Genomic DNA, 26,721 nt, shown 5'->3' with positions numbered 1-26,721 from the left:
GAGCGGCAGGAGGGTGCCCGGGCCTCCGGAACTTCGCCGCCACAGTTCACAGGGCACGTCCGAACCGTTCCGCGACTGCCGCCACAGCGCTCCTGAAGCCTGCCGGTCCGACCACGGTGAAATCGACGTCGCTGAGAAGGAGGACCGTCAGGAGCCACTCGTAGGAGTCCACGAGCGCGGTGTAGCGGGTGCCCCGTCCACCCTCGAGTGCCTCCAGGGTGCCGTCGACCCGGTGGAGCCGCGCTGCGGCGGTGACCGGGTCCGCGGACAGGTCCAGGACCACCTCTACCGTGCGCCGGCCCCTGAATCTCTCACGCAGCAGGCCGGTGGCGTCCTTCCCGGGCAGCGGGGCAGGGATGAAGCGGTTGCCGGTGACGGTGACGTCGTCGATCCGGTCGATGCGGAATGTCCGCCAGTCCCTGCGGTCGCGGTCCCATCCGTGCAGGTACCACCGGCCGTCGAGGAGCACGAGCCGGACGGGTTCCACAGTTCTGGCGGAGGTGGCGTCCCTGCCCCTGTGGGTGAAGGTCACCTCATGGTGTTCCTCGGCTGCTGCGGTGAGGACGGCGAGCCGGCTGTCGGGCACTCCGGGGACCCTGGTGTCGACCTCCACGGCGTCGGAGGTGGCGGGAGAGCCTGCCCACGTGGCGTCGGTTGCCGTGCCGTGCCGGGTCGGACGGACGGGGGGAGGAGCGCCGTGGAGTCGGCTGTCCGCGGAAAGCCGGTAGTGTCCGCCGGGTCCGGGTACTCCGACGATGTCGTACCCGACCTCCCTGAGCTCGGCGATGTCGCGCCGCAGCGTCCGGGCAGGGACGTCGAGCAGTGTGCACAACCGGTCCGTCGACCAGGGGGTCCCACCGGCCAGAAGGTCGAGCAGTCTGAAAAGTCGTGTTGTCCGGGTCACCGGTGAGCGTCCTTCACGGGGTGGGTGGGGTGGTGGCGGTTCGACCTGCCAGGAGACGAGGCCACTTTCCTGCCGCATTTCACCGTACCGTGTCTGACCATGAGAACCGGCACCTCTTCTGCGTCCTCCATGTCTCCTGCGTCTCCTGCGTCTTCGGCGTCTCCCGGCTCGCACTCTTCCCGCTCAGCCCTGCAACCTTCACCCCCTCCGGGGATCACCGTCTCGGGGGCACGGACCCGGAACCTCCGCGACATCGACGTCCATTTCCCTGCGCACGCGGTCACGGTGGTCACCGGAGTCTCCGGATCGGGGAAAACCTCCCTGGTGATCGACACTGTCGCCGCGGAAGCGCAACGGGCCACCGCCGCCGACTTCCCCAGTTTCGTGCGTACTCGAATGGCCCGGTTCCCACCGGCGGACGTCGACCGGATCGACGGTCTGACCTTCACCAGTGTCGTCGACCAGAGAAGACTCACCGGTAACGCCCGTTCCACGGTGGCGACCGCCGTTGACCTGGCCGTGCCACTGCGCATGCTCTTCTCCCGCTTCGCCTCACCTTCCGCAGGATTCTCGCCCGCGTACTCGCGCAATGATCCGTCCGGCATGTGCCCGCGTTGTGAGGGACTGGCGACCGTGACCGTCATCGACGAGGACGCCCTGGTCGACCCCTCAAGGTCACTGGACGCAGGAGCGGTACAGTTCCCCACCTTCGCGCCCGGGACGTACCGGTGGAGAAGACTGGTCACCTCCGGACTCTGCGATCCCGGCGTCCCCTGGGGTGAACTACCCTCCCACACCCGTGACCTGCTGCTCCACGCCCGCGACCTGCAGCTGGAGAGTCCTTTGCCGGGCTATCCCGCCCACGGGCGGTTCGACGGTGTCGTCCCCAGGATCCGTGACAGCTACCTGCGGCGGACGCCCACCCGGCTCAGCGCCGCCGAGCGGGCGGGACTGGACGCGGTGGTGAGCCGGACGACATGTCCGGAGTGCTCCGGGGCCGGCCTCAACGCCGCAGCAAGAGCCAGTCTCCTGTGTGGTGAGTCCATCGCACAGTGGTGTGCGATCCCGGTCGACCGGCTCCACGGACTTCTCGACCGCGCGGACGAGGAACTCGGCGAGGCGGCTGCACCCCTGACCGCGGAGATCTCACGCCGTGTGGACGCCCTGCTCACCGTGGGTCTTGGCTATCTCACCCTCGACCGTCCGACTCCGACACTGTCCGGCGGTGAAGCCCGGCGGATCAGGACGGTCCGGCATCTCGGCAGCCCGCTGACGGAGGTGACCTACATCTTCGACGAACCCTCCGCAGGCCTGCACCCTCATGACGTCCGCCGTCTGACGGGGCTGCTGGGCGAACTGAGGGACCGTGGGAACACGGTCCTGGTCATCGACCACAGTCCGGATGTCATTGCCGCAGCCGACCATGTCGTGGTCACCGGTCCGGGCGCGGGGAGCTCCGGTGGCCGCGTGACCTACTGCGGGCCGGCTGCATCGATGCCGTCACCGGACCCGGCTGTGGTGCGGTCCCGGGTGCGGACCCCCTCAGGTGCGCTGCCACTGGCCCATGCCCGGAGCAACAACCTCCGCGATGTTTCGGTCACGGTGCCCGAGGGTGTTCTGACTGTGGTGACGGGGGTTGCGGGCAGCGGGAAATCCAGCCTGTTCACAGTGGATTTTCCCGCCGCGTTCCCGGATTTCACGGTCGTGGGCCAGGAACCTCTGCGCGGTGGGCGGCGTTCGGATCTGCTGACGGTGACGGGCGTGGCGGACGCCGTGAGATCACTGTTCGCGGCGTCCTCGGGTGGGCCTGCGGCGTGGTTCTCCCGGAATTCGCAGGGGGCGTGCCCGGACTGCCACGGCAGCGGTGAGGTGCGTACGGATCTGGCGTTCATGGATGACCTGCGGGTCCGGTGCGAGGCGTGCGGCGGTACCGGTTTCAACGACCGGGCGCTGGCGACGACGGTGGAGGGACTGACCGTGGCTGATGTGGGTGGAATGAGCGCAGCAGCTGTCGCTGACCTGCTGGGGGAGAAGGACGCCGCGCGTCTGCGGTGGGTGTGCCGGGTCGGACTCGGTTACCTGGCCGTGGGCCGGACCGTCGACGGACTGTCCGGTGGAGAGCGGCAGCGACTGTTGTTGGCGCGGCATCTGGCGGAGGCTGTCGTCGACGGTGGTAGTGGCGGAAGTAGCGGAAGTGGCGGAAGTGGCGGAAGCGGTGCCACGAAGCCGGTGAAGATCATCCTCGACGAACCCATGACAGGACTGAACGCCAGCGACGTCGATCTGTTGCTCACCGTCTTCGACGACCTCGTGGAGGCAGGCGGAACAGTCATCGTCATCGAGCACAGTCTCCGGGCGGTCGCACGTGCCGACCATGTCATCGACATCGGCCCGGGGGCGGGGACGGAAGGTGGACGTGTAGTCTTCGAAGGGACTCCGGCCGATCTGTCGATATCCGGTACGTTGACCGGGCTCTGTTTGTCGGAGTACTTGAATGGCATGGGTGGCTGACATCATCATTTTCGTCACTGTGACGTAAGTGGGTTGTGGGTTCTCACCTGGACCGGGCATGGCTCAGAGCTTCCGGAGAGGGTTTTCCCCGTACCAGGGGTATCCGGAGCAGATGCCCCGGCCACTGTGAGTTTGACGCCACACCAGACTCAGCGGCACCCTCAGCGACACCCTCAGCCACCGGGACCTCATGAGGGCCGCAGTCTCGTGGCCGGGCACCGGACGCAGGACCGCCGAATCTGGCGTATCAGGCAGGGTGAGGTCCGCATCATGAGGTCCGCATCCGAGAAGCCCCACGAAACATATGCCAACCGGAGCGTCCGCGGGTTGTGACAGATGACCGCGGGTTATGTCGACAAAGACTCCGATGTCGACATAGCCCGCGGACGCCCGACACAAGCCGCGGACAGAATCCCACCACAAGTGGTGCTGTCGTGACGCAGGCACAACTGACACCGGTCAGCGGAACACCGGGGGTGCGGCACCGGCTCCGTCACAGTGTCGCAACCTGAGGTCACAGCCTGGGGTCACAGCCAGGCAAGGACGTCCACCACCCCACATCCCCGGTTAGCCGATAATATACATTATGACATTTCGACGTGTAGTAGTAGCCCGCAGCGACCATCGCTCCCACACCGCCTGTGGCAACATGCTCATCGCCGATCAGCGTCAGACACTCCCCGACCTCGCCGGTCAGGTGACAGCTCAGGTAACAGAAGACGGATCGCGACGACCAGTGACGGCAACCGGAGCGGCCCGGTGAGAACCGGCAGCCACCGATCTGCCGGCCGGACACGTGCCGGCCCCGGTTGCACCGCCGGAACACATGCACGTAGCGTGGCGGCAGACGGACAGCATCGCAGGAAAAGGACCTGCAGTGTTCTGAACCCGAGGACGTATCCCCAGGACGGCACCGTGACTGATGAACCGATCACCGGACCGAAGACTGAACCGATCACCGGACCGGCCGATGTACCCACCACTGACGTCGACATGATCACGATTCCACGTGTCAGGAAGTTCACGGGAGGTATGGGAGCCTGCGCACTACTGACGGTGTTCGCCACCGTGATGGTCCTGTACACCGTGACCGCGGATGAATCCGAGTGGGTTCAGGCAGCGGCACTGCTGGTCTCAGCGACCGTTGTGGTCCTGTTCCTACGGATCACCGGGGCTGGCGGATCCGGGCGCAGGAGCCCACAGCGTCGCCGGGAGGCGGGTTCCTCCGGCCCCGGTCACTGACCCCCCCGAAGCCCCCTCTGCCCCTGACCCCCGAAAAACATCCGTGCACCACCCGGCTCAACTCTGAAGCCTGCCGGGCACTACCCTGTGTCAGACCACTGAGCTGAGGACGTCAGCCATGTGCTGGGAACCCTTCAGTGACGGGTGGAAGATCATGTGGTAGTTCGGGGTTGTCGTGTCTACAACTCCGGCCACATATCTTTCCTGGTCAGGGGCGCAAGTGTCATGGCCACGGGAGGTGTCGATCATTTCGACGTAGGTCCCTTTGGCAGCCTGTGCGGCCGCGATCTGGTTCTCGCGGTTCCAGTTCTCGATGTCCCGCAGCAGCGGCACGGGGATTCCGGCCGGGTGGTCCGGGACAACGTTGACCGGGCAGAAGACCATGGTGTCCCGGTCGACTGTGGGCAGTGCACCGGAGATCACGATCTTGGCGTCAGGCGCCTTGGTACGGATTCTGTCAGCTGCAGTCCTGATGTCGGCGATGTAGTTGTCGCGGATGTTCGCGGGGTCGAGGATGTTCACCCCGTCGAGAACACCGAAGCCACCGAAGTTGTTCATCCCGATGGCCATGACGACTGTGGAGTCGTTGCGGATCACGCCGGCGGCGAGTGCTCCGTCGACTCTCCCCAGCATGCTGCGTGACGTCTGCGCGGTGCAGGACCAGTCGTCGACAGTTTTTCTGGTCTTCTCCCCCAGCAGGTGCGGCCAGTTGTCCGGAGCCTGCAGGCACCCGGCCGTACTCGGGTAGGGCCCGAGCACCTCGGAAACGCCGGGCACACCGCGGAGGGTGTTCTGGACCTGGTCCGGGTTGGCGGAGAAGGAATCCCCGAAAGTGACGATGTTGCCCGGCTGAGCGGTGGCGCTGGGAGCCACTGCGGCGGCGGCACCGCCGGCAATTCCCGCGATCGCGGCGAGTGAGAGAAGGGCACGCGTTCCGCGGCGACGACGGCTGTGGCGGGGAGCTTCAGATCGCAAAGTTCGGGCACTTTCTGTACGGATGAGTAGTGAACCTGAAGAATGGTAGCACAGTGAAACTTCATGTCACCAAGCTCCGGCTGGCCGGGTGGCACAGGCGGGGCTGTGCCAGAATAGTGGTCATGACACTTCCCCACGACGATATCGACCCTGACGGACTTCTGGAGTACTCGGTGGTGTTCACCGACAGGTCCCTCAACCACATGTCGGAACGGTTCGTCGGCGTCATGCAGGACATCATCTCGGTTCTGCGCGAGGCGTACGACGCCTCCGCCGTCGCTGTTGTCCCGGGTGGGGGCTCGTACGGAATGGAGGCCGTCGCCCGTCAGCTGGTGACCGGGCGTAAGACCCTCATAGTACGCAACGGCCTGTTCTCCTACCGGTGGTCCCAGATCATCGACGCCGGCCGCGTCACCGACGATGTCACGGTGCTCACGGCCCGTCAGACCGCTGACGCCACGACGGCTCCCTGGGTACCTGCCCCGCTCGACGAGGTGACTGCGACGATCCGGTCGCAGCGGCCCGGGGTTGTCATTGCCCCGCACGTGGAGACTGCCGCAGGTCTGCAGCTTCCCGAGGAGTATCTGCGTGGACTGGGGGACGCCGCGCACGAGGTCGGCGCCCTGTTCGTCCTCGACTGCGTGGCCTCGGGGTGCTCGTGGGTCTCCATGGACCGGACCGGCGTGGACGTCCTGGTCAGTGCGCCGCAGAAGGGGTGGAGCGGCACACCGTGCGCAGGGTACGTCATGCTCAGCGAGGCCGGGCGTAAGGCTGTGGAGTCCACCACGTCCACCAGCTTCGCCATGGACCTGAAAAAGTGGTTGAGCATCGCCGACGCCTATGTCGACGGTTCGACCCCCTACCATGCCACGATGCCGACTGACAGCCTCGCACACAATGCTGCCCTCATGACCGAGGCGCGGGACTTCGGTCTGGACAGGTTGAAGGACGCCCAGACTGAACTCGGTGGCAGAGTTCGCTCGCTGCTCGCAGACCGGGGTTTCATCTCCATCGTCGCCGACGCGTATGCCGCCCCCAGTGTCGTGGTGTCCTACACCGGGGACCCTGACATCGCGTCCGGTGCCGCTTTCAGGAGAGTCGGGATTCAGGTGGCGTCCGGCGTTCCGCTGCAGTGCGGTGAGCGCCCGGACTTCCGCACTTTCCGTCTCGGCCTGTTCGGTATCGACAAGCTCCGAGACATCGACGGTACGGTCGAGCGCCTCCGCAAGGGTCTGGACAAGCTCACACCCGCCACCGCCGCAGCTGACCGCTCCGGTACCGCCGGCTGAACACGTGTAACCGACTGCCGGAAAGGAACTGCCGTGCTGTTCTCGTTCTCCATCTCCCCTGCCACCACCCCTGACCCCGACGGATCAATGTCGGAGGTGGTTGCCCGTGCCGTCAAGGTTGTCCGGGAGTCCGGTCTGCCCCAGGAAACTTCGTCGATGTTCACCACGGTCGAGGGTGACTGGGACGAGGTGATGCCGGTGATCAGACGGGCGTGCGAGGCTGTCGCGGAGGTTTCTCCCCGGGTGTCCCTGGTACTGAAGGCAGATCTGAGGCCCGGCAGGTCCGGTGAGATCACCGGCAAGGTCGAACGACTCAACCGTGCGATCCGGGACAGCGACCGGGACGCCGGATCCGGCGATCACGCATCCTGACAGGGTCTCAAGAGCCCCGGTAGTGGCGGCCTGACCCGGTCGTGGCGTCCCGGACCCCGTGTCACACGGCTCTCCGGTCACTTCGTCACGAGGCCGTCCCCGTTGACGGAAGCTGCACTGTTCCGCTCGGTGAAGTAGTCGGCGGCCCGGACGGGCTCGTAGTGGACTCCCCCGCCGACCGGCGGCGCGAAAGGCTCGACGATCTGGTCCATGTCCGGTTCACAGAACAGGATGATGCTGTAGAGCTCCTCCTGCGGGGCCTCCTCCGGCGGGGCCAGCACCCGGTGCCTGGTGGACCTCCACCTGTCCCCCGTCCACCGGGCCAGCAGGTCTGCGATGTTGATGGTCATCGCGCCTTCAACGTACGGCGCCGGTGCCCATTCCCCGTCGAGAGTCTGAACCTCCAGTCCTCCGTACCCCGGCTGCCTGTCGAGAATGGTCACCAGCCCCCAGTCGGTGTGTGGGGCGATGCGGTACTGTCCCTGCTTCGCCCTGCCGACCACGGACAGTGCCGGATACCTGTTGATGTTGAAGGTGTTGGGGGAATCGGACGCCCTGTCGACAAAGTAGTTCTCGTCGAGCCCGAGGGCGGCCGCCAACATCTCCAACAGGTCGGTGTACAGGGCCCTTCCCTGCCCGATCCATGTCAGGACGAGGTCACGGAGCTCGGGGACCTCCTGCGGGTAGACGTTGGGACGGAAGAATTCCGCGTCCACCGCAGGATCTCCGGTGAGATGGTCACGTCCGAAGGTGAGGGTCTCCTTGAGGTCGGCCTTGTCCGGATCCACGGCCTCCCCGTAGTAGGAGTTCGCCTCGTCACCGTTACGGATCCAGCCACGACCGCCGACCCCGGTCCGGTACTGTTCCTTGACCTCGTCGGGCAGGTGGAAGAACGTCCGCGCCGCGGCGCGGAGCCGTGTCGACAGCTCCGGATCGATGCCGTGACCGGTGACGAGAAAGAACCCCGAGTCTTTCATGGCACGGTCAAGGCGTTCGGCCAGCTCCGCCTTCTGCCCGGCGTCCCCGGAACGCCATACTGAAACGTCGATGAGTGGGATATCAGGTGTGACGGGCATTCAGAACTACCTTTCTGAGGTGCAATATTTGCCGGTCATACTACTCAGATCATCCTCAATGGACAGTGGTGCCCCTCACACCCACCCCTGCTCCCGGGCAAATTGAGCTCCCCTCCCGACCGTCCGCTCAGCGGACCCTGCCGGACCGTCCGCTCAGCGGACCCTGCCGGACCGTCCGCTCAGCGGACCCTGGCGTTCTCGATCCTGCTGGGAGCGGTGTACGCGGTGATCCCGGCGCACAGGATGGCCGCCAGTGACAGCAGTGTCTGCCAGTCACCGTCGAGCAGTCCGCCGAAAATGACGTAGAACACGGCCGCAGCCACCGTCAGTGCGATGATCGCCGCATTGAACAGTCCCTCATTGCCCGTGCCGGAGACCGGGATGTACAGGAGACCGGCAAGGACGCCGACGATCCCGGACACCACACCGTGCAGGACCGCCGCCCCCGGCCCCTGGGCCACGTCATCGGTGACCACTGAAATCAACTGGTCGGCAACCAGAACGACTGCGAAGGTCACAATGGCGGCGAGAATGCCCAGCAGCACCAGGTTCACCGTCACCTTCTTCGCCTCGAACTTGCCGGCGATGAGGGTGGGCCCCTGCGCCTCATAGCCGTCGGAGTACCCGGGGTCGCCGTATCCTCCCTGCCGGTAGCCGGGATCCCGGTAACCGGACTGCGGGTAGTCCTCGCGGCGGTACTGCCGGGTCCGGTCGTCGTAACCGTCATTGCCGTAGGGGTACTGGTTACTCATCGGGACGTCGCTCTCCATCGGATCGGGGTCGGAACGGTTCGGACACTGCAGGCCCGTACACCCACAGGATACCGGGCACACTACCGCAGCAACATCACCGCAACCTGGAAGGACGCCGCGGACTACCGCAGCTGACCGCCCGTGACCTGCACCCGGGACAGCTGCGCGCGAGTGTCAGCGACGGACCAGGAGCTCTCCGTGGGGCATGACGAACACGGCGGAGGGGTCGTCCGCCCACAGTCTCCACCCCTCACAGATTCTCTCCACTGCGGCATCCACGTCCCCGTCACAGTCCCCGCCACAGTCCCCGTCACCGGAGTGCTGCACCCGCGCGAGCTGTCGACGGAAACGGTCCTCCCTGACCCGGTCGGACCAGTCGGCGGCGAACTCTTCGGCGGAGCTGCCGCCCGGGGCATGCGAATAGACCCAGGTCGACACGGTGTAGGTGAGTTCACGTAGATCGCAGCCGGTCTCCAGCGCCCACCGCAGAAGGTGGCGTCCCCCGTCCGGTTCTGCTCCGTCGGCCCGTGCGGCCGCACGGTATCCGCGTGACCATTCCGACATCCCCGGGAGCTCCGGGTACCAGGACATCGCCGAATAGTCGGCGTCCCGCACCGCGACAACACCGCCGGGGGCAGTGACGCGGAGACACTCCCTCATCGCGGCCACGGGGTCGGTGAGATGCTGGAACACCTGGTGCGCCACGACGACGTCGAAACTCCCCGCAGCAAAGGGCAGGTGGTAGACGTCACCCTGCATGAACCGGGCCCCGAGCCCCCGGGCCGCGGCGGCCGCGACTGCTGCCCTCAGCGGTACCGGAGTGTTCTCCACCCCCGTGACCTGGGACGCGGCACCACCGAGCCCGGCGACCACCCCAGCAAGGTCGAGGGTGACCGAGCCTGGCCCGCACCCGACATCGAGAACGCTGGAGCCGGCGGTGAGATACGGCAGCACATAAGCCAGGGAACCGGCCGCCGTGCGCCGGGAGTGACTGCGCAGCACCGCCTCTCCGTGGCCGTGCGTGTAGCCGTACGGGCCGCCCCGGAAGCCACGGTCGGACTTGCCGTCAAGCGGGATGTACGTCAACGGGGGCTACACTTCCGCGTCGAAGAGCTCACGGAGGTTGGCGTCGATCTGCGGGATGTACCCGGGGCTGAGGTTGAACAGGCCGAGGTGTCCGGCGATGTCGTCGATGACCCGCAGCTCACTTCCGGGGATCAGCTTCTGCTCCTCGGCGCAGTCGCGTACCGGGAAGAACATGTCCTCGCTGATGGGCATTACGAAAGTTTTCGCGGTCACTCTCCCCAGAGCAGCGGCGAGGTCACCTCCGGTGTGCCGCGAAACATCCCCGCGCTGCCACTTCCAGGCGTTGTTCAGCAGTGTCCCCGGGTCCATCGAGGCGAACAGCGGATCGAGGAAGTCGTCGATGACGGCGTCCACGGAGTCCAGCCCGAGGCCCCTCCACGCCTCCTGCTTCCACCATTCCGTGGACAGGCCCATCACCGCCCAGAGGTGTGACTGCCTGCGCAGACCGTCGGCGACGTCGGTGTGTGAGGTGTATTCGCCGCCGTTGTACCCCGGATCGGAGAGGATCGCCTCGTTGAGTGTGCGGGTGAACAGGAAGTCATGCGGCGTGTTCCTGGCCGTACCGGCAACCGGGGCGGCCCGCCGGACCTTGTCCGGGAATCGGACGATCCACTCGTAGGTCTGCTGTGCGCCCATGGACCCTCCGACAACGGCGAAGAGCTCCTCGATGCCGAACTTCTCCCGAAGCAGCCGTTCCTGTGCGACCACGTCGTCCCCGATACGTACGTGGGGGAACTTCGACATGGCGATGGACGGGTCGTCGGTGTTGGCCGGTGAGACCGACAGTCCGTTTCCGATCTGGTTGACGCAGATGATGAAGTAGCGGGAGGGGTCGAGGGCGTGGTCCTCCCCGATGTAGTTCTCGAACCATGCGGAGTGGGTGCCGGAGTACCAGGTGGGGATGAGGATCGCGTTTGAACGGTCGGCGTTGAGTTCCCCGGCTGTGGCGTAGGCGAGCCAGCAGTCTTCGATGACTCCGCCTTCCTCCAGTTCGAGGCGTCCGACGGACGCGGTCTCGTAGGGTCCCTGCTTGTCGGGTGTGTAGAAGTCGTTGTGCAGCATCGCCCGGTCCTTTCGGAGGTAATGTCAGTGTCGTCGACGAAAGTACACGAACTCGCGTTGTCCCGGCGGCAGGCCGCCTTGCAACTGTCGGCCGGGCACGGTCTACTGGTCCGATGAAGACAACCACGGTCCTGGCCACCGCCTCCGCTGTCGCTGTCCCTGTTCTCGTGCTTTCCGGGTGCGCGATGCCGTGGTCGGACTCCCCCTCCGACAAGTTCATCTCGGCGGTCAACGACGGTAACTGGGAGGACGCCGCGGCGCAGACCTCGGATCCCGCTGCGGCGCAGGCCTGGCTCAGCGACCTTGACGACAACATCGGTGACACCGGCCTGCACCTGGAGTCCGAGGATGACACCTCCACGGTGACCTGGACCGTCCCGGACGGCGACGAGACCACGTCCACGGGCACGCTGACCACCGGTGGTGAAGGCACAGTGACCTGGAGTCCGGCGATATTCGCCGACGGCCTCTCCCCCGACGCCACCGTCAGTTACTCCGACGACCGGAACTACGGTCTTCAGATCCTCGACCGGAGGAACACCGTCCAGATGACCTGGACACCGGTGACCGTCGTCACCGCGACGAGGGAGGCGGACATCACCCGCGTCGCCGAGGCGGTCCGCCCCGTGATCCCCGACTTCGACGTCGCCGACGCCGAGGCCCGGATCGCCGACGCCGGAGATTCACCGGTCGCACTGTTCTCCCTGCGGGCCGAGGATCTCGACCGGGTCGGAGCAGCGCTCACCGACCTGCCCGGTACCGCGACCCGGGAGGAGGGACGGCTTCTCGCGGACAGGGCGTCCTCCTCGGCGCTCGACGGAGGGCTCACCGACTACTGGACCCGGAAGCTCGACGAGTCCGCGGGGTGGACGCTGGCGGTCACGCACACCGACGGCTCACCCGGCCCGGTGATCGGCAGCAGGGCCGCCAGGCAGGTCGAACCGGTGCACACGACCGTGGACCTCGGAGTGCAGGCCGCGGCGAACCGGGCCGTGAATTCTGTGGAACTCCCGGCGTCCGTCGTCGCACTGTCAGTGTCCACGGGCGGGGTTCTCGCCGCCGCCCAGAACGGCGCCGCGGACGCCACGGGCACGCCCGCCCTCACCGGCCTCTTCCCTCCGGGGTCGACGTTCAAGACGGTGACGACGGCGGCAGCCCTGTCGAAAGGAACCGTCGGCCCTGACGACATCGTCGACTGTCCTGCGAGCGTGGACGTCGACGGGCGCACCATCCCCAACGACCACGACTTCTCCCTGGGGCAGGTGCCGCTGCACACCGCCTTCGCCCAGTCCTGCAACACCACCCAGGCCCTGATCTCCCGTGATCTCGGCCCGGAGGATCTGAGGGACACGGCCGCGCAGCTTGGACTCGGAGTCGACTTCACCGCGCCGGGTATGACCACGGTCACCGGTTCAGTACCGGTCACCGGTCAGGGTGCGGCCCGGGTGGAGTCGGCGATCGGGCAGGGCGAGGTTCTGGCGTCCCCCTTCGGTATGGCGCTGACCGGGGCGTCCGTCGCCGCGGGCGGGACAATGGTGACCCCTTCTCTTGTCCAGGGGGAGAGCACGGCGTCGGACCGGAACCCTGGTCCGGTCGACCCTGCTGTCGTGGACGAACTGAAGACGATGATGCGGGAGACGGTGGAGTCCGGGACCGCGGCGTCGCTCCGGGACATCCCGGGGCTGGGAGGCAAGACGGGTACCGCCGAGGTGGACGGGCAGGCGGCCCACGGATGGTTCGTGGGCATTGTCGGTGACGTCGCATTCTGCACCTTCATCGCCGGCGCGGACTCCTCTCTTCCTGCGGTGGAGCTCTCCGGCCGCCTGCTGCGCGACGGGGCCCTCGACGTCGCTCTCGACGGGGCCCTCGACGATTCTTCCGCCGGTTCCCCCGGTGAACCGGCCGTGGCACAGTAGGACCATGCACAGCAGGACCATGGACACAGGCACCGGAGGAAGTCTGACGGTCACCCCTCCTGCGGTCCCGTGGCGTCCCCGCCTGATCGCCACGGACCTCGACCGCACACTGCTGACCAGCGGGGGCGGGATCAGTGCCCGGACCCGCGCCGCCCTGGACGCTGCGGCGGACGCCGGTATCCGGGTGGTTCCGGCGACCGCCCGCAATCCGGTGGGACTGCGCCACCTGCAGCCGGTACTCGGCTTCGACGGGTGGGCATTGTGCAGCAACGGTGCTTTCGGGGTGCACCTGACCACCCGGCAGCTGCTCTTCGCCGACGAGATCCCGGCCGCGGTGCTCACGCAGATCATCTCTGCGGTGGACCGGCATGTCGACGGGGTGCGCTACGCGGTCGTCAGGGACGCCGGGGAGACCTTCGTCCCGTCGGAGGGCTACGCCGACCTGGCGTCCTTCGTGGACCACCGGCGGGATCCTGCGACGATGACCGGTGTCCCCCACCGGGAGCTGGCAGCGTCACCGGCGGTGAAGCTGGTTCTCCGGCATGCCACGCTCAGCGCGGCTGAACTCTACGGGACTGTCAGGCAGCTCAGTGACGCGGGTGAACTCGACGGTTCAGGTTTCGTGGTGACACTCTCAGGTGCCCCGTTCGTGGAGGTCATGGCCACGGGGGTGTCGAAGGCCGGAGGTCTGTCGAGGCTGTGCCGTCATTTCGGTGTGGACCGCACGGAGGTCCTGGCCTTCGGTGACGGACTCAACGACATCGAGATGCTGTCCTGGGCGGGCCGTGGAGTGGCGGTGGCCAATGCACTGGACCCGGTGAAGGACGCCGCGGACGGGATCACCGCCTCCAACGACGACGACGGGGTCGCACGGGTCATCGAATCGGTACTCGGCTGAACTTCCGTCACCGGAGGCAGTCCGCGATGACCCCTACCGCCTCGTCGTAGCGTCCGGGTTCGGGGCCGGCGAAGTTGAGCCGCAGGTACCTGCCTGTGGGCTCTGCGGGGAAGAGGTCGTCACCGCTGGCGACCATCACCCCCCGGGCCTCACAGTCTGCGACGAGCCTGCCGAGGTCGGTGGTGTCGGGCAGTCTGACCCACAGGTTCAGTCCTCCGGACGGCACCCGGTCGAGTACGGCCCCGGGCAGCCGGGAGCGTACGGCGGTCACCAGCAGGTCGCGCCGGTAGGCCAGTCGTTCGGGCAGGGACCTGCGGTGACTGCGCCAGGCAGGGGTACCGAGGACGTCGAGGGCCGCGGCCTGCAGGACAGGTGAGACGTACATGGCCGATGCTCCGACGTTGCCGAGTATGCGTTCGCGGACGGGGCCGCGGGCGATGACAGCTCCCACCCGCAGTGCCGGTGACAGGGACTTGGTGAGGGACCGGAGGTAGATCACCCGTCCGGAGTCGTCGGTGGAGGCCAGCGGGGGCCGGGGGTCGTTGCTCTCGGCGGCATCGACCGGGAAGTCCCTGGCCCAGTCGTCTTCGACGAGGAAGGCGGAGTGCCGTGCCAGGGTTTCGAGGACGCCCTGACGCACTCCGGGGCTCCAGACCACTCCCGTAGGGTTGGCGAACCGGGGCTGGGCGTAGAAGAGCCTGGCACCGGTCCGGGTGAGGATGCGGTCAAGTTCGGTGGGGTCGGGCCCGTCCGCTCCTCCGGGCAGGGGGACGCACCGCACCCCTGCCTGTCCTGCCGCGAGGACGGCACCCCAGTAGGTGGGTGATTCGAAGACGACCGGTTCCCCGGCCCCGGCGACGGCACGGAAGATCGCGGAGAGGCCGGCCTGGGTGCCGGGCAGCACGGTGACGTCGGTGGCGGTGACCGGGGTGACGCCCGGCGGTGTGCTGTCGGCGAGTTCCTGGGCGAACCAGCCGCGCAGCTCCTGGAGACCTGCCCGGGGCGCGGTGCCGACCGCCGCCTGGGAGCGGGCCGCTCTCACCAGTGCCTGCCTGACCGCTGTGACGGGCAGCAGGTCGGGGTCTGGGAATCCGTTGTGCAGTGCCACGGCGTCCACCGGGGTGGGCCGCAGGACACCGGCGGTTGCGGCGGAGCGGCCGGTGACCTCTCCCAGTGCTCCGACCTGCCAGGAGTAGTCGGTGGGCCGGACCCTGCGTGCCCTGTGTGCGTTGGCGACGAAGGTGCCGGACCCGGGGCGGGTCTCGATGAGGCCTTCGGCGCCGAGGGTTCTGAGCGCCTCCTGGACGGTGACGGGTCCGACCCGGTGGTCCCGGGCGAGGGTTCGGGTGGACGGCAGCCGGGTTCCCGGCGCGCGGTCCGCCACCCAGGTTCGGAGTTCCGCTGCCAGCCTCGAACTGCTACTGTCAGACATGAAGAATGATAATAGCGCTATTGCGCGTGTTCCGAAACTGCTATCGACTGAGTCGCCGGGGGTCGACGGTGCAGCTCCGCCGGGACAGCTGTCCCCCGGTGTGCTGTGGGGCTTACTGGGAGTCGTCGCCTTCTCGTTCACGGTTCCTTTCACCCGCATCGCCGTGACAGGCGGGCTCTCCCCTGTCTTCGTCGGGACGGGGAGGGCGGTGGTCGCCGGAGTTCTCGCCGTTCTCGTGCTCGGCGCGGCCGGGCAGCTGCGTGGCAGGCTGACCGGATCCCAGTGGCGTCGTCTGTTCCTGGTCGCCGGCGGCGTCGTGGTCGGATTCCCTGTCTGCACCTCCTTCGCTCTTCAGGATCTGCCGGCCTCGCACGGTGCAGTGACTGTCGCGTTGCTTCCCGCGGCGACGGCGGTGATCACCGTCCTGAGGACCGGTGAACGGCCGGGCCTCCGGTTCTGGGCCGCCGCACTGTGCGGTGCCGTGGTCGCGGTGACGGCCGGGGTCCTGCACGGCGGGACCGGTGGTGTCGCCACAGGGGATCTTCTGCTGCTTCTCGCCGTGGTGGCAGGCGGGATCGGGTACGCCGAAGGCGGTCTGCTGTCCCGGGAGATCGGCTCCTGGCAGACGATCTGCCGGGCCCTGGTCCTGGCCCTGCCGTTGACGACCCTGTGTGCCGTGCTGTCCCGGCCCGCCGACTGGTCCGTGGTGGACGGCCCGGCCTGGGCGTCCCTCGCCTATCTCAGTGTGGTGAGCATGTTCCTCGGTTTCTTCGCCTGGTACCGGGGGCTCGCGTACGGGCCGATGGTGCAGGTGAGCCAGATCCAGCTGGTCCAGCCGGTGCTCAGTATCGCCTGGGCCGTCCTGATGCTCGGGGAGCCGGTGTCGGCGGCCACCGTCCTCGCCGGTGCCGGTGTCATCGTCTGCGCCGCCACGGCCGTTCGCTCCCGCTCCTGAGATGCTCCCGGAAACAGATGTCCGGAAGCAGATGAGCGCTGAAATGCTCCTCCCCCTATCTCCCCTTATCTCCCCCTGTCTCCCCCCCCTGTCTCCACCGAAAGGTTCCCCGTGCATTCCCCCCGGAAAGTCCACCCGGTCCACCCAGTCCCCGCAGGTTCCGCACCCTCCGGCGTCCGTACCTCCCGTACCTCCCGTGCCTCCCGTACCGGCCGGACCGTCAGAACCGTCAGACAGTCGTCGAAGCTCCGCAACGTGCTCTACGAGATCCGGGGGCCGGTCGCCGACCGGGCCGCCGAACTGGAGCGTGACGGTGTCGAGATCCTCAGACTCAACATCGGCAATCCGCAGCCCTTCGGCTTCGCGGCACCACCCGGCATCGTGGCCGGCATGGCGCGGACCCTCGACATCTCACACGGCTACTCCGCCTCCCACGGTCTGCCTGAGGCGCTCGACGCCGTCATAGGCCGGTACTCCGCTGTTCCCGGTTTCCCCTCGCTGACCCGTGACAGGGTCTTCCTCGGAAACGGTGTGTCCGAGCTGATCACCATGACCTGTCAGGCACTGGTCGACGACGGCGACGAGGTGCTCGTCCCGTCCCCGGACTATCCGCTGTGGACGGCGATGGTCACCCTCGCCGGGGGAACTCCTGTGCACTACCGGTGCGACGAACAGGACGCCTGGAATCCGGACCTCTCCGACATGGAGGCCCGGGTCACCGAACGGACCACCGCAGTGGTGGTGATCAACCCGAACAATCCGACCGGGGCGGTCTACCCGCCGCACATCCTGCGCGGAATCGCCGACATCGCGCGCCGCCACGGACTCACCCTCCTCGTCGACGAGATCTACGACGCGATCATCTACGGGGACGCCACCGGAACAGCCACCGTCGCAGGACCGTCGTCGGGCCACACCAGCCTTGCCGCGGTCGCCCCGGATCTTCTGACCCTGAGCTACTCCGGTCTGTCGAAGTCCAGCAGACTGGCAGGGTACCGCGCCGGCTGGCTGGTGGTCACCGGTCCGACAGACCACGCCTCCGATTTCCTCCACGGTCTGAATCTCATGGCGTCGACCCGTCTGTGCCCCAACGTCCCCGGGCAGCAGGCCGTCATCGCGGCACTGGGCGGTGCCGGCACCGGGCAGGACGCCGACATGTCCGTGACCGCACTGACCGCACCGGGAGGACGCCTGCGTCGGCAACGTGACACCGTGACTGCGGCACTGGACGGCATGGACGGGGTGAGCTGTGTGACACCGGGCGGTGCGTTGTACGCCTTCCCCCGGCTCGACCCGGAGGTCCACGAGATCCGGGACGACGAGCGTCTGGTGCTGGACCTTCTGGAGCAGGAGCACATCCTGCTGGTCCACGGAACGGGCTTCAACTGGCCTGCCCCGGACCATCTCCGGATAGTCCTGTTGCCGGAGGAACAGGTCCTCGCCACGGCGATGGAACGCTTCGGCAACTTCCTGGCGTCCTACCGGCAGTAGCGGGAGGCGAGTTTAGCGGTGCCGGTGCCCTGCACCGGCGCCGGAATGTTCCGGACGGTCGTATGGTGGGCCCCATGATGTCCGGAAGAGCATGTCCCCCCTCCACGACCGGCTGTCCGTGTGCCGGCGGTGTGGGCACGACGACTGTGCCTGTCCCTGTCCCTGTTTCCGCCGCTGTCCGCGCCTCTGCCTCCGGGTGTGCGGTGGTTCGGCGGTGACGGCGCAGACGGTGTCCGTCGTCCTGTTCGACGGCTTCGAGGTCCTCGATGTCTTCGGGCCGGTCGAACTGTTCTCGCACGTTCCGGGGTGGACGGTCCGTTTCCTCGGACCTGTCGCCGGAGTTCCCGTGCGAGCGGCCCAGGGTGTCACGGTGACCACGGAGTCGGGGTTGTCCGATCTCACCGCCGACGGGGAGACGACCGACATTCTTCTTGTGCCGGGCGGGCCGGGGACCCGGCGACTGGTCGGGGACGCCGGTTTCCTCGACCTGCTGCGTACGACGGCGTCCCGGGCGGGGACGGTCGCGTCGGTGTGCACCGGTTCCGCCCTTCTCGCCGCCGCAGGTCTTCTGGAGGGCCGCCGCGCGACCTCGAACAAGCGCGCATGGGACTGGGTGACGTCCCAGGGCATCAGACAGGGTGGGGAGCTGACCGGTCGGGTCGACTGGGTCGCGCGGGCGCGGTGGGTGGCCGACGGGAACCTGTGGACGTCCTCCGGTGTCGCCGCCGGAACGGATATGGCGCACGCCCTCATCGCAGACCGGGAGGGACTGCAGGTGGCCGACAGCGTGGCCGCGGACATTGAACTGGAGGTCCACCGGGACCCGGGAGATGATCCTTTCGCGGTCCTGCACGGGCTGGTCTGAGCGGTGTCACACTCCGCCCACGCGCTGCCGTTGTCGAGTGGGCTCCCGGACAGTCCGGGGGGACCTCCGGATGCGTCGAGGAACTGCTCTAGAATTGCCCTATGACAAATTCCGTGACCGGCACCGGGTCAGGTGCCACTCCCCCGATCGCTTTCGTCGTCGCCGGGTCCGAGGCCACCGGCGGCGCCGGTTTCCAGGTGGACCTGAAGACTTTCCAGCAGCTGGGGGTGTACGGTGTCGGAGCCCTGTCCTGCATCGTCGCCTTCAACCCCGCCGACGGCTGGGCGCACCGGTTCCATCCGGTCGACCCCGTGATCATCGCCGAGCAGTTCGAGGCCGCTCTGGCAGCACACTCCCCCGAGCGGATGAACACCGCCAAGGTCGGCATGCTGGGCACTCCGGCGACGATCGACGTCGTCGCCGAGAAGCTCGCCGGGAGGGACTGGAAGAACCTGGTGCTCGACCCGGTGCTGATCTGCAAGGGACAGGAGCCCGGTGCCGCGCTGGACACCGACAATGCGCTCAAGGAGAAGATCCTCCCGCTGGCCACCGTGGTCACCCCCAACGTCTTCGAGGCGACGAGTCTGTCCGGCATGGACCACATCGACACGGTCGACGAGCTCGCCGAAGCAGCGAAACGTATCGGCGAGAAGGTTCCGTACGTCCTGGCCAAAGGTGGGGTCGAGCTTCCCGGCGAGGACGCCGTGGACGTGCTGTGGGACGGTCACGAGATCACCCGTTTCACCGCCCCGAAGATCGGTGAACAGCGTGTCTCCGGCGCCGGCTGCACGGTGGCCGCCGCGCTGACCGCGGAACTCGCCAAGGGCAGTGACATCCTCACGGCGGTCGACACCGCGAAGAAGATGGTGACCCGGGGTATCGAGCACCGGGTCAGTGCCAACACGCCCTTCGACACGGTGTGGCAGGGTGCGTGACTGAGGCTCAGAACCTCAGCAGTGTCTTACCGGTGCGGCCGGGCCGCATGCTCTCCTTCACCGCGTCGGCGACCCGTGCGGCGTCGAAGATGTCGGCCACCGGCAGTGCCAGCTGACCGTCGAGGACCCGCCGGATCAGCTCACCGAACAGGGACGCCTTCTTCGCGGGATCCATCTCGCGGCTGACACGGCTGCCCCAGAAGCCCCTGACGGTGATGCCGCGGAAGATGACGTCACTGTTGGGGACATCCATGACCGGTGACCCCATCGCCCCGAAGGAGACGAGATCCCCGCCGTCGGCGAGCAGTGACACAAGGTCCGCCGTGGCAGGTCCTCCGACAGAATCCAGTGCGGCGACGACCGGGGCACCACCGGTCACCTCAGCAGCCCGGTCCCGCCAGTTCTCCCCGTCGGTGGCGACGACGCCGTCGATGCCGAGTTCGGCCAGCTGGTCGACGGCGGACTGCCGTCGGACGAGGCCGAGGAGGTGGACGCCACGGGCTGCGGCGAGCTGTGCGAGATTCCGTCCGACCGCACCGTTGGCGGAGTTCTGCACCAGCCAGTCACCGGGCTCCAGCTCCAGGTGGTCCAGCAGACTCAGTGCACTGAACGGCATCGAGACCAGCTGGGCCGCCGACTCGTCGGAGAGTCCTTCCGGCACCGGGACGACCGCTGCCGCGTCAATGACGGCGTACCGGGCCCAGATTCCGAAACTGCTGCCGGTGGCCACCCGCTGGCCGGTGACCAGGCCCTCGACTCCGGGGCCGAGTGCGTCGACGACACCGAGTGCCTCAGTTCCCGCCCCGGAGGGCAGGTCCGGGATGAACCCGTAGGTACCGCGCACGGTCCACAGGTCGTGATTGTGGACAGGTGACAGGATGACCCGCACCCTCACCTGCCCGGGCCCTGGTTCGGGGACAGGACGGTTCTCGAGGTGCAGTACCTCTTCCGGTGCGCCGAACGTGTCGTGGACCACTGCTTCCATGGTGTCTGTCATCTTTTCCTCCGGTCTGCCGGTCCGGGCACTCTGAAAGCCCCGCCAGCGGTGATGTGTCTGAGAATGTGCGTTGAAGTCTGCCCGGCGGTCCGTACCGGACTAGTCGTCGGTGACGGTGACCGTGACCTCGATGTTGCCCCGGGTGGCGTTGGAGTACGGGCACACCTGGTGGGCGGCGTCGGCAAGTTCCTGGGCCTGCGCATGGGGCATGTCCGGGACCGTGACCTCGAGATGGACGGCGAGTTGGAATCCTCCGTTGTCGTCGGGACCGATGCTGACCCGGGCACCGACGGAGGTGTCGGTCAGTGTGACCTTGCGGGTTCTGGCGACCATCTGGAGCGCGGAGTGGAAGCAGGCCGAGTATCCGGCGGCGAAAAGCTGCTCCGGGTTGGCTCCGTCACCGCTGCCCCCCATCTCCCTGGGGACGGCCAGGTCCAGGTCGAGCCTCCCGTCTGTGGTGGTGACGTGTCCGTCGCGTCCTGCGCCGACGGCAAGTGCTTCGGCAGTGTAGAGAGTTTTCACGGTTGAGTTCCTTTCACGGAGGTGGGGGTGGTGTTTCCGTCGGCGTTTCCGTCGGCGGAGGACCGACGGGACATCTGCTCCGTCGAGTCGCACACCTCATGGAGGGAGCGGATCAGACCGGCGGCCTGTTCTGCGTCGGTGACGCCCATGGCTTCGCTGATCTTCCCGGGGATGTGGGCCAGTTCCTGTCGGAGGGCCGCACCCCGGTCGGTCAGCGCAACGGTGACGACGCGTTCATCGTCACTGTCGCGCCGGCGTTCCACGAGGCCGCCCTGTTCCAGTCGGCGCACCAGCGGGGACAGGGTTCCGGAATCAAGCTGCATCATCTGCCCGAGGGACCGGACCGACTGCTCACCGTGGCTCCACAGGATCACCAGCAGCAGGTACTGCGGGTAGGTCAGGCCCCACGGGGCGAGCAGTGTGCGGTAGGCGCGGGCCGTCGACCTCGCCGCCGAGTACAGCGCGAAACACACCATCTGATCTGTCACTCCCATGCCAGACATGATTGCACACAATTCGATTGTGCACAACCCTTTAGGGACAGTCGGCCGGAACACAGGTCAGTGACCGTACCCCGCCCGCCGTGCCCGTCAGCAGGGCCCGTCAGCAGGGCCCGTCAGTTCAGCCGCAGCCTGAGCAGACCGTCGACCAGGTCATGCACCGGAGTCTCCACACCGCAGGCGTCGCCGGCACGGATCACCGCCCCCACCTGGGAATCGAGCTCACCGGACAGACCGGCTGCAATGTCGCGCTGCATGGAGCTCGTGGCGTCCTCCGGCTGGGCGTCGCAGGACGCCATCGTCCTGTCCACCGCATCGCCGGCCAGCGGAACACCACCGGCATGTGCCACGGCATCCACCTCCTCCATCAGGGCGCGGAGACTACTCCGCAACGTCGTACGCAGCACACCCATCGGACGGTCCGCGACCGCCCCCAGAGCCCCGAAACAGGTGACGAACATGGCCTTCTCCCAGATGTCGCACCAGATGTCGTCACGGACGATCCCCTCGACACCGGCCCCGGTCAGCGCCCCGGCAAACGCGGTGAGCAGACTGTCACCGGAACTGCCCTCCCCCTTCCACAGTCCGACGGTGTAACTGGCCACCGGAGGGATGAAACGCACCTCCGCCGGGCCGGTGTGGATGAAGTATCCGCGGACCACCCCCGGCCAGGTCCGTTCCTCCCCGACCACATCGGCGACCAGCCTGTGGACCTCCACCGAATTCTGTGTCGTCGCGATCACCGGAGCGCCCGGAATACCCTCCACCATGGAGGAGATCTGGGAGCGCCGTTCATCCACGGTCGCCCCCGTCGCCTTCACCGCCAGCAGGACGACATCGAGCGGGCGGCCGTCCGCACCGACAAGCTGAGAGGCATTCTCCGCCGGCCGGGCCCGGGTGAACTCTGCCTCAGCCTCCCCCACCGTCACGCTGAGCCCCCGCGAACGCAGGCGGTCGAGCGCCTCGCCACGTGCCAGGACAGTGACCTCGTGACCAGCCTTCACCAGGGACGCGCCGAAGTAGGTGCCGACCGCTCCGGCACCGATGATTCCGATTCTCATGGCGCCCATCCTAGGCCCGGCGGGCACACGCTACGATGAGACCCCATGAGCGACGAACGCGAGATTCTCACCTACGCACTCTTCGGTGACGCCATCAAGGAACTTGCCCAGGAAATAGTGGACGACTACCGGCCCGATCTCATCCTCTCCATCGCACGCGGAGGCCTCCTCATCGGAGGGGCACTCGGCTACGCGATGGGCGTGAAGAACGTCTCGGTGATCAACGTGGAGTTCTACACCGGAATCGGTGAGACCCTCGACCAGCCCGTCATGCTTCCCCCGACCCCGGAGGCGGTGGACCTTTCGGGGATGAAGGTCCTCATCGCCGACGATGTCGCGGACTCCGGCAAGACCCTGGAGCTCGTCCAGCAGTTCTGCGCCGAGACCGTCACCGAATCCCGCACCGCGGTGATCTACGAGAAGTCCCGGTCGATCATCAAACCCGACTACGTGTGGAAGAAGACCGACCGGTGGATCGACTTCCCCTGGTCCTCTTTCCCCGTCATCACTCCGTCCGGCCTCCCCGCCGGTGGAGAGGCCAGCTGACAGTCCGGCTGACACGCCGGTCAGGCTGCCGCGGACTCGATCTCCGCAGCCAGGGCGACGATCAGCTCCTCGCCGGACACCCCGCCCGCCCCCGTCACCGGCGCCACCAGCTGCACAGACAGGGGAAGTCCGTCAGTTCCGGTCCCCAGCGGGACCGCCGCAGCCGGAAGCCCGGTGACATTCCACATCGCGGTGTAGGCCACCGGGCCTGACGCCGCGAGCAGGGTACGCACCGCCCCTCTGCCGACGATGGCGTCGGCGGCACCCGGCCGGTCGGGGACGGTGGGGGTCAACAGGACGTCAACCTCCCTCCACACCCGGTCGAGTTCGGCGGCGATTCGCGAACCGGCCCGCTCGGCGCGACGGTGCACCGGCCCGCGCACCCAGCTGCCCAGACGCACCAGACTGCGCGACCTGGCCTCCAGCAGTTCCGGGTGCTCCACGTCGGCGGCCTCAGTCCGGATCCCCGCGAAGAACTGGGGGATGAATGACGCCGTAGGGTCCGGGTACCGGGGATCGAAGAGGTCGACACTGTGACCCGCCTGCCTCAGGATGCCAGCTGCCCGGTGCACCGCAGCGGCATGCTCCGGGTGGAGCCTGCCCGTCGCCGCCGGTGCGCCGAGCGCCATGCCGATCCTCAGTCGGTCACGGTTGGCGGCACCCGTGTACGCGTCGAGGAAGCTCCCCGACGGTGGTGCCGTGTAGGCGTCACCGTCGACGTTCCCCTTGACGATGTCGTAGACCAGTGCACTGTCACGGACCGAACGTGCCAGCGGGCCCGTCGTACCCAGGGCGTGCCAGAGGTGCGGGTGAGGCGAGGCGGACACCCTCCCCCGGACCGGTTTGAGTCCGAAAAGTCCGCAGTTCGCCGCCGGGATCCTGATCGACCCGCCCCCGTCACCGCCCAGTGCGAGGGGGACCAGGCCGGCGGCCACCGCGGCGGCGGATCCGCCGCTGGAACCGCCCGGGGTCCTCGACTGGTCGTGGGGGTTGCGGGTCACCCCGTACCCCGAGGACTGGGTGTAGGGCCAGGCCCCGAACTCCGGCATCCGGGTCACCCCGATGATCACTGCCCCGGCGTCACGTAACCGGCGCACGACCAGGGCGTCCTCCCCGGCCGGGGTCGAGTTCGCCCTGGTGCCGAACGTCGTCACGACGCCCTTGACGTCGATCTCCGACTTGACCGCCACCGGTACCCCGTGCAGCGGACCCCGACGCTGCGGGGGAAGCTCGTCGAGAGTGCGGGCGGTCTCCAGGGCCTCATCGGCGAGGACGGTGGAGAAGGCGTTGAGGTCGCGGTCCAGTCGGGCGATGCGGGCCAGGGCCGACTGAATCCCCGCCACCGCGCCTCCGCCCGGCGCGCTGCCGGCGGAAGGGCCGGTGCCGCTGGTGCTGTCGCTGAGCGCGATGACCTGTTCGCGCCAGTCGTGGGCGTCGAGGGTGTGCCAGTCCACCGGTGCGGTGGCGGATGTCTGGGGTGTCCGGGAGTTCTCCATCCTCCGACCCTAGCCGCAGCGGGCACACCGCGCCGGGTCAGCGGCGCAGGACCCGGACCTGGACGGCCAGTGCCTCCCCGACTCTCTTCCCCGAGTGGATGCAACCGCCGAGGAACGTCCCCTCCAGGGCGTTTTTCCCGTGCATGCCGCCGCCGCCGAATCCGGCGACCTCCCCGGCAGCGTAGAGGCCGGGCAGTACTGAGCCGTCCGGGCGCAGGCACCGTCCCGACAGGTCGGTTTCCAGGCCGCCGAGGGTCTTGCGGGTGAGGATGCGCAGCCGCACGGCGATGAGGGGCCCGTGCCTGTTGTCGAGGATGCGGTGGGGTGCCGCGGCACGGACGATCTTGTCCCCGAGGAACTTGCGCGCGGTGTGGATGTAGTTGACCTGGGCGTCCTTGCTGAACTTGTTCTCGATCTGACTGTCACGGTCCTCGACCTGACGGCGCAGCCGGTCGACGTCGATGGTGGGCGCGCCGGGTTTCTCGGCGTGAGCGAGCTCGTTCATCCCGGTGACCAGGGCGTCAAGGTCGTTGGCGATGACCCAGTCCTCGCCGTGGTCCATGAAGTTCTGGACTGCGACGTGCATTCCCGGGCCGATCTTGCCGAGCAGTTTGCGGAACTCCTTGTCGGTGAGGTCCGGGTTCTGCTCGGACCCGGAGAAGATGAACTCCTTGGCGGCGATGGTCTTGTCGAGGACGAACCAGCTGTAACCGTGGCCGGTGCGTCCGATGTGGGACAGTGCCGCGAGATTGTCCGATCCGGGGAAGAGGTTGGTGGGCAGTCGTTGACCGGTGGCGTCGAACCACATCGAACTGGGGCCGGGAATGATGCGGATGCCGTGGTCGGGCCAGATGGGGTCCCAGTTCTTCATGCCTTCGGCGTAGGCCCACATGCGGTCGGTGTTGACGGTGGCGGCGCCGGCGTCCTCGGTGATGGCGAGCATGCGTCCGTCGACGTGGGCGGGAACTCCGCTGACCAGGTCGTCGGGGCACTGCCCCCACTGCTCGGTGGGCCAGGACCGGCGTACCAGGTCAAGGTTTCCCCCGATTCCTCCGGAGGTCACGACCACTGCCGCGGCCCGCAGGTCGAAGGTGTCCACGACCTCCCGTGGTGAGGCGACCCCGCGGGGCAGGTCGTCGCAGGGGCAGAGCACGCTGCCCCGGACACCGACGACTCTGCGGGTGCCGTTCCTGTCGGCTTCGACGGTCAGGCTGTCGACACGGTGGCGGAACGCGAACCTGACCCTGCCCGCCTTCTCCGCCTCGAGCAGTGGTTCACGGAACACGCGGACCACCTCGGGGCCGGTACCCCAGGTGAGGTGGAACCGGGGTACCGAGTTGCCGTGTCCGGAGGCGTCCCCGCTTCCGCGCTCGGCCCAGCCGACGGTGGGCAGCACGCTGAGGCCGAGTCCTTTGAGGTAGTCACGTTTCTGCGTCGCGGCGAAGTGCACGTAGGCGCGACCCCATTCCCGTGCCCAGTGGTCGTTTCCGCCCGGGCGGGTGTCGTCGTAGTTCGCGGAGTTCTCCCAGTCACGCCAGGCGAGTTCCTCGGAGTCTTTCACACCCATGAGCCGTTGTTCGGGGCTGCCGACGTAGAACAGTCCGCCCAGTGACCAGTAGGCCTGGCCGCCGAGGTTCGCCCGGTTCTCCTGGTCGAGGATCAGGACCGACAGCCCGGCGCGCTGGGCCTCGTAGGCTGCGACCATTCCGGCGAGTCCGCAGCCGACCACGATCACATCAGTTTTCGCTCCCATACACAGTCATCCTAAGGGGTGGCGGGACGCCGCGGAGCGGACGGTTCACATTTCCACGGGACTTCCTCCATCCCAACTTCTGGGA

At 67.5% G+C, this 26,721-nt stretch carries 24 protein-coding genes; 11 read left to right on the top strand and 13 right to left on the bottom strand.

Annotation, left to right across the window (positions count from 1 at the left end; all coding sequences use genetic code 11):
- Window positions 1-46: 46 nt before the first annotated feature.
- Window positions 47-904 carry a helix-turn-helix transcriptional regulator gene (locus tag BN3906_RS09500; RefSeq protein WP_066587630.1) on the bottom strand — a complete coding sequence of 286 codons (858 nt, stop codon included), beginning with the start codon at window positions 902-904 and terminating at the stop codon, window positions 47-49.
- A gap of 99 nt (window positions 905-1,003) precedes the next feature.
- On the opposite strand from BN3906_RS09500, the gene BN3906_RS09495 reads away from it, so the two are divergent.
- Together BN3906_RS09495 and BN3906_RS09490 are read left to right on the top strand one after the other, a co-directional pair.
- Complete coding sequence (locus BN3906_RS09495) at window positions 1,004-3,415, top strand: excinuclease ABC subunit UvrA (RefSeq protein ID WP_261796948.1); 2,412 nt, start codon at window positions 1,004-1,006, stop codon at window positions 3,413-3,415.
- 915 nt (window positions 3,416-4,330) lie between these two features.
- The gene (locus BN3906_RS09490; protein ID WP_147592901.1) at window positions 4,331-4,657 is read left to right on the top strand and encodes a hypothetical protein; all 327 of its coding nucleotides are present in this window, start codon (window positions 4,331-4,333) and stop codon (window positions 4,655-4,657) included.
- A 90-nt stretch (window positions 4,658-4,747) separates the two neighbouring features.
- Here BN3906_RS09490 and BN3906_RS09485 read toward each other — a convergent pair whose 3' ends face one another.
- Window positions 4,748-5,632, bottom strand: coding sequence for a GDSL-type esterase/lipase family protein (locus BN3906_RS09485; protein WP_066587616.1), 885 nt, complete (start codon window positions 5,630-5,632; stop codon window positions 4,748-4,750).
- A 122-nt stretch (window positions 5,633-5,754) separates the two neighbouring features.
- Between BN3906_RS09485 and BN3906_RS09480 the strand changes: the two genes are divergently transcribed.
- Both BN3906_RS09480 and BN3906_RS09475 read left to right on the top strand, forming a co-directional pair.
- Window positions 5,755-6,921, top strand: a complete 1,167-nt coding sequence (locus tag BN3906_RS09480) for an aminotransferase class V-fold PLP-dependent enzyme (RefSeq protein ID WP_066589686.1) — start codon at window positions 5,755-5,757, stop codon at window positions 6,919-6,921.
- Window positions 6,922-6,954: 33 nt separating this feature from the next.
- Window positions 6,955-7,293, top strand: coding sequence for a thiamine-binding protein (locus tag BN3906_RS09475; protein ID WP_066587614.1), 339 nt, complete (start codon window positions 6,955-6,957; stop codon window positions 7,291-7,293).
- Between the two features lie 77 nt (window positions 7,294-7,370).
- Here the strand turns inward: BN3906_RS09475 and BN3906_RS09470 are convergent, their stop codons facing one another.
- From BN3906_RS09470 to BN3906_RS09455, 4 genes are all read right to left on the bottom strand, one after another.
- Entirely contained in the window at window positions 7,371-8,369 is a 999-nt protein-coding gene (locus tag BN3906_RS09470) for an isopenicillin N synthase family dioxygenase (protein WP_066587612.1), read from the bottom strand.
- A 179-nt stretch (window positions 8,370-8,548) separates the two neighbouring features.
- Window positions 8,549-9,121, bottom strand: a complete 573-nt coding sequence (locus BN3906_RS09465) for a hypothetical protein (RefSeq protein WP_066589685.1) — start codon at window positions 9,119-9,121, stop codon at window positions 8,549-8,551.
- A 174-nt stretch (window positions 9,122-9,295) separates the two neighbouring features.
- Window positions 9,296-10,207 (bottom strand): class I SAM-dependent methyltransferase, encoded by a 912-nt coding sequence (locus BN3906_RS09460; protein WP_261796947.1) that lies wholly within the window; start codon window positions 10,205-10,207, stop codon window positions 9,296-9,298.
- A 6-nt stretch (window positions 10,208-10,213) separates the two neighbouring features.
- On the bottom strand, window positions 10,214-11,269 hold the full coding sequence (locus BN3906_RS09455; protein WP_066587610.1) for an alpha/beta fold hydrolase: 1,056 nt from the start codon (window positions 11,267-11,269) through the stop codon (window positions 10,214-10,216).
- A gap of 113 nt (window positions 11,270-11,382) precedes the next feature.
- Here BN3906_RS09455 and BN3906_RS09450 point away from each other — a divergent pair, with 113 nt between their 5' ends.
- On the top strand, window positions 11,383-13,185 hold the full coding sequence (locus BN3906_RS09450) for a penicillin-binding transpeptidase domain-containing protein (RefSeq protein ID WP_078057338.1): 1,803 nt from the start codon (window positions 11,383-11,385) through the stop codon (window positions 13,183-13,185).
- 19 nt (window positions 13,186-13,204) lie between these two features.
- Window positions 13,205-14,083: an HAD family hydrolase gene (locus tag BN3906_RS09445; protein WP_066587606.1), complete on the top strand. Its 879-nt coding sequence runs from the start codon at window positions 13,205-13,207 to the stop codon at window positions 14,081-14,083.
- Between the two features lie 7 nt (window positions 14,084-14,090).
- Here BN3906_RS09445 and BN3906_RS09440 read toward each other — a convergent pair whose 3' ends face one another.
- Window positions 14,091-15,515: an aminotransferase-like domain-containing protein gene (locus BN3906_RS09440; RefSeq protein WP_066587599.1), complete on the bottom strand. Its 1,425-nt coding sequence runs from the start codon at window positions 15,513-15,515 to the stop codon at window positions 14,091-14,093.
- On the opposite strand from BN3906_RS09440, the gene BN3906_RS09435 reads away from it, so the two are divergent.
- The 4 genes from BN3906_RS09435 (at window position 15,514) to BN3906_RS09420 (ending at window position 19,761) form a co-directional block, all read left to right on the top strand.
- The gene (locus tag BN3906_RS09435; RefSeq protein WP_222705279.1) at window positions 15,514-16,470 is read left to right on the top strand and encodes a DMT family transporter; all 957 of its coding nucleotides are present in this window, start codon (window positions 15,514-15,516) and stop codon (window positions 16,468-16,470) included. The two genes, BN3906_RS09440 and BN3906_RS09435, sit on opposite strands and share 2 nt — an antisense overlap.
- A 255-nt stretch (window positions 16,471-16,725) precedes the next feature.
- A complete protein-coding gene (locus BN3906_RS09430) occupies window positions 16,726-17,961 on the top strand; it encodes a pyridoxal phosphate-dependent aminotransferase (protein ID WP_066589677.1) in 1,236 nt (411 codons plus the stop codon).
- Window positions 17,962-18,175: 214 nt separating this feature from the next.
- Window positions 18,176-18,826 carry a DJ-1/PfpI family protein gene (locus tag BN3906_RS09425; RefSeq protein ID WP_066587596.1) on the top strand — a complete coding sequence of 217 codons (651 nt, stop codon included), beginning with the start codon at window positions 18,176-18,178 and terminating at the stop codon, window positions 18,824-18,826.
- 101 nt (window positions 18,827-18,927) lie between these two features.
- Window positions 18,928-19,761, top strand: coding sequence for a hydroxymethylpyrimidine/phosphomethylpyrimidine kinase (locus BN3906_RS09420; RefSeq protein WP_066587593.1), 834 nt, complete (start codon window positions 18,928-18,930; stop codon window positions 19,759-19,761).
- Between the two features lie 7 nt (window positions 19,762-19,768).
- Here BN3906_RS09420 and BN3906_RS09415 read toward each other — a convergent pair whose 3' ends face one another.
- The 4 genes from BN3906_RS09415 to BN3906_RS09400 all read right to left on the bottom strand — a co-directional run bounded on the left by BN3906_RS09415 (window position 19,769) and on the right by BN3906_RS09400 (window position 22,841).
- Window positions 19,769-20,758, bottom strand: coding sequence for a zinc-binding dehydrogenase (locus BN3906_RS09415; protein ID WP_261796945.1), 990 nt, complete (start codon window positions 20,756-20,758; stop codon window positions 19,769-19,771).
- A 99-nt stretch (window positions 20,759-20,857) separates the two neighbouring features.
- Complete coding sequence (locus BN3906_RS09410) at window positions 20,858-21,280, bottom strand: organic hydroperoxide resistance protein (RefSeq protein ID WP_066587591.1); 423 nt, start codon at window positions 21,278-21,280, stop codon at window positions 20,858-20,860.
- Window positions 21,277-21,774, bottom strand: a complete 498-nt coding sequence (locus BN3906_RS09405) for a MarR family winged helix-turn-helix transcriptional regulator (RefSeq protein ID WP_066587589.1) — start codon at window positions 21,772-21,774, stop codon at window positions 21,277-21,279. The genes BN3906_RS09410 and BN3906_RS09405 overlap by 4 nt, the downstream gene beginning before the upstream one ends.
- Window positions 21,775-21,896: 122 nt before the next feature.
- A complete protein-coding gene (locus BN3906_RS09400) occupies window positions 21,897-22,841 on the bottom strand; it encodes a 2-dehydropantoate 2-reductase (protein ID WP_066587588.1) in 945 nt (314 codons plus the stop codon).
- Between the two features lie 45 nt (window positions 22,842-22,886).
- Between BN3906_RS09400 and BN3906_RS09395 the strand changes: the two genes are divergently transcribed.
- Window positions 22,887-23,387: a phosphoribosyltransferase gene (locus tag BN3906_RS09395; protein WP_066587586.1), complete on the top strand. Its 501-nt coding sequence runs from the start codon at window positions 22,887-22,889 to the stop codon at window positions 23,385-23,387.
- A gap of 20 nt (window positions 23,388-23,407) precedes the next feature.
- Here the strand turns inward: BN3906_RS09395 and BN3906_RS09390 are convergent, their stop codons facing one another.
- Window positions 23,408-24,883 (bottom strand): amidase family protein, encoded by a 1,476-nt coding sequence (locus tag BN3906_RS09390; protein ID WP_066587585.1) that lies wholly within the window; start codon window positions 24,881-24,883, stop codon window positions 23,408-23,410.
- A gap of 37 nt (window positions 24,884-24,920) precedes the next feature.
- Complete coding sequence (locus tag BN3906_RS09385; protein ID WP_066587583.1) at window positions 24,921-26,636, bottom strand: FAD-binding dehydrogenase; 1,716 nt, start codon at window positions 26,634-26,636, stop codon at window positions 24,921-24,923.
- Between the last annotated feature and the right edge of the window lie 85 nt (window positions 26,637-26,721).

The organism is Corynebacterium provencense (assembly GCA_900049755.1).
Lineage (GTDB): Bacteria > Actinomycetota > Actinomycetes > Mycobacteriales > Mycobacteriaceae > Corynebacterium > Corynebacterium neomassiliense.
The sequence above is the reverse complement of the archived record's forward strand: the minus strand, read 5'-3'. Positions and strand labels throughout refer to the sequence as shown.